This is a genomic window from Hyphomonas sp. (assembly GCF_040882205.1).
Taxonomy (GTDB): domain Bacteria; phylum Pseudomonadota; class Alphaproteobacteria; order Caulobacterales; family Hyphomonadaceae; genus Hyphomonas.
In genome coordinates this window covers 1-2,445 of the sequence record NZ_JBBEBT010000266.1, presented here as the reverse complement: position 1 = coordinate 2,445, position 2,445 = coordinate 1, and the positions used below count along the sequence as shown (strand labels likewise).

The window sequence follows — 2,445 nt, the reverse complement described above, 5'->3', positions numbered from 1 at the left end:
CTGACGAGGCCCGCGCCACATCGCCTCGGGCGGCGGCCCGCCGGGGCCTGGTTCGAACAGCTTCATGCGCTCGAAGCCTTGGCTGACATAGAAGCCGGTGTTCGCCGGAACCGGGTTTTCGAGATAGCAGGGCAGGGAGGCCCGGTCGGCTGCGTCCAGCACGGGCCGGATGAGTTTCGTCCCGAGGCCCTGCCCCCGCGCCGCTTTCCGCGTCCCGATGGTGAAGAGATACATATGCGGCGCGTAAGGGTGTTCGCGCGCCGTCGCTTCTCCGGCGCGAAGTCCGCGCTTGGCCGCGCCCCTTTCGCCCTTGGTCATTAGCGACCCTACCAGCGGCATCGTCTGCAGCGTGTTCAGCTCGCGGCGCTGGTCCTAATGCGCCCACATCGCCGCGCCGGTGTCGCCATGGATGTGGCAGAGGCCGCGCGGCAGGTACACGCTGCGGGCCAGTTCGCCGAACACCGGCGGCATGGTTTGCGTATTGCCGAAAATCCAGAGGTTCACGGGGTCCTGTGCAAAGGCCTCGCCGGTGATGCTGCCGAGCTGTTTCCAGTCCCGCGCAGTTGCCGGGCGCATACCGTCAGGAAGCCGGATGTCCATGGGATTTCCTTACGCGGCCGGCGGCGTGAAACCTTCGAGCAGCACGATATCCGCCTTGGAGGCGGCGTAACGGTGCTGGACGAGGTCCTGATAGGCTGGGGAGGCGTACCACGCCTTCATCACGGCCTTCGATGGGAATTCGAGCAGGACGGTGCGGGTGCAGGGCCAGTCGCCCTCGATCACCTCGGGCGCCTCGTCAACAGATAGCACCTTGCCCCCGAACGGCGTGAACGCTGCCATGAACCCGGCGCCATAGGCGGCATAGGTCTCGGGGTCGGTGATGGTCACTCGTGCGACGGCATAAACGGTCATGGCAGGGTCTCTCGGTCAGTCTGGAGACTGTAAAATTTGGAATATTGCATTGTCCAACGGTTTCATTGCCGGTCGGGCGCGAGTATGGCGTGCGGAAAGCCAGTGAAGAGGATCTACCATGCGCACAGGCGGCAAGATCAGCGCGGCCATCGAGGTTTTGCGAGACGTGCTGGAGCGTCATCAGCCGCTCAAGATCGCGCTGCGCGACTGGGGCAAGCGGGCGCGCTATGCTGGCTCCAAGGACCGGGCCTGGGTGTCCGGGCTGGTGCTGGACGCGCTGCGCAAGCGCAACTCCATCGCCCACCATATGGGGCACGGTGACCCCCGCGCCCTGATCCTCGGCGCCTTGCGTATCGCGTGGGATTGGAACGCACGGGACATCGAGGAAGCCTGCTACGACGATCATGGTCCCACACCGCTTACCAATGACGAGCGCAGCCGGCTGATCCTCGCGCCGGACCCGTCTGCTGCGCCCCATGTGCAGGGCGACTATCCGGAATGGATGACGCCCCACATGCAGCGCGTGTTCGGGCCCGAAGCTGTGATTGAAGCGCAAATGATGGCGGTGCGCGCGGACGTGGACCTGCGCGTGAACACACTGAAGTCCGATGCGGAGAAAGCGGCGCTGCCGCTCAAATCCGTGAAGGCTGAGCCGTCGCGCCTGCTGAAGAACGCCTACCATATCCCGGCACGCGACCCGGCCGAGCGCGAAGACAGCATCGAGGGCATACCGGCTTTTTCCAAAGGGTGGGTAGAGGTGCAGGACGCGGGCAGCCAGATCGCGGCGGAGGCGGCCTGCGCGAAACCGGGCGAGCAGGTCATGGACTACTGCGCGGGCGGCGGCGGCAAGACGCTCTCACTGGCATCGCAGATGGGGAACCAGGGCCAGATCCACGCCTATGACATCGACGGCAAGCGGCTCTCCGCGCTTATTCCGCGCCTGAAACGCTCCGGCGCCCAGAATGTGCAACTGGTGCACCCCAGCGAGGGCAATGCGCTCGAGCCCCTCGTGGGTCAGATGGACCTCGTCTTCGTCGATGCGCCGTGCACAGGCACCGGCACCTGGCGGCGGCGGCCGGATTCCAAATGGCGTGTAAAGCCGGCGCAGCTGGAGAAGCGGATGCAGGACCAGCGGGAGATCCTGCAGGCCGCCTCGACCTATGTGAAGCCCGGCGGCCGGCTGCTCTACGCGACCTGCAGCTTCCTGATGGAAGAAGACGAAGACCGCGTCGCCGAATTCCTGGCCAGCGCGCCGCAGTTCGTGGAGCGGGACGCGGCAGAGGCCGCCATTGCCTCCGGCGCGCTGACGGCGCACGGCGCCGAGATCGTTCGCAAGTTCCGCGGGCCCACGGGCAGCGTTCGCCTCTCTCCGCGCCGGGCGGGCACCGACGGCTTTTTCTTCGCCTTGCTGGAACGCCGCGCCTGAGCCGTCTGGACGAATCCCGCAGGCCGGGCTACTGCGCCGCATGACCGAGACACGCCACCAACGCGCCCTGATCGTCGACTTCGGCAGCCAGGTGACGCAGCTCATCG

The 2,445-nt window shown here is 66.3% G+C and carries 4 protein-coding genes; 1 reads left to right on the top strand and 3 read right to left on the bottom strand.

Features of this window, described 5'->3' with window-relative positions; all coding sequences use genetic code 11:
* The 3 genes from WEA77_RS11325 to WEA77_RS11315 form a co-directional block, all read right to left on the bottom strand.
* The coding region (locus tag WEA77_RS11325) for a GNAT family N-acetyltransferase (protein WP_368067990.1) at nt 1-318 on the bottom strand (318 nt) is incomplete at its 3' end.
* Nucleotides 319-372: 54 nt separating this feature from the next.
* The gene (locus WEA77_RS11320) at nt 373-600 is read right to left on the bottom strand and encodes a hypothetical protein (protein ID WP_368067989.1); all 228 of its coding nucleotides are present in this window, start codon (nt 598-600) and stop codon (nt 373-375) included.
* Nucleotides 601-609: 9 nt separating this feature from the next.
* Complete coding sequence (locus WEA77_RS11315; protein WP_368067988.1) at nt 610-912, bottom strand: DUF1330 domain-containing protein; 303 nt, start codon at nt 910-912, stop codon at nt 610-612.
* Between the two features lie 118 nt (nt 913-1,030).
* Here WEA77_RS11315 and WEA77_RS11310 point away from each other — a divergent pair, with 118 nt between their 5' ends.
* Nucleotides 1,031-2,338, top strand: a complete 1,308-nt coding sequence (locus WEA77_RS11310; protein WP_368067987.1) for an RsmB/NOP family class I SAM-dependent RNA methyltransferase — start codon at nt 1,031-1,033, stop codon at nt 2,336-2,338.
* The last annotated feature ends 107 nt before the right edge of the window (nt 2,339-2,445 follow it).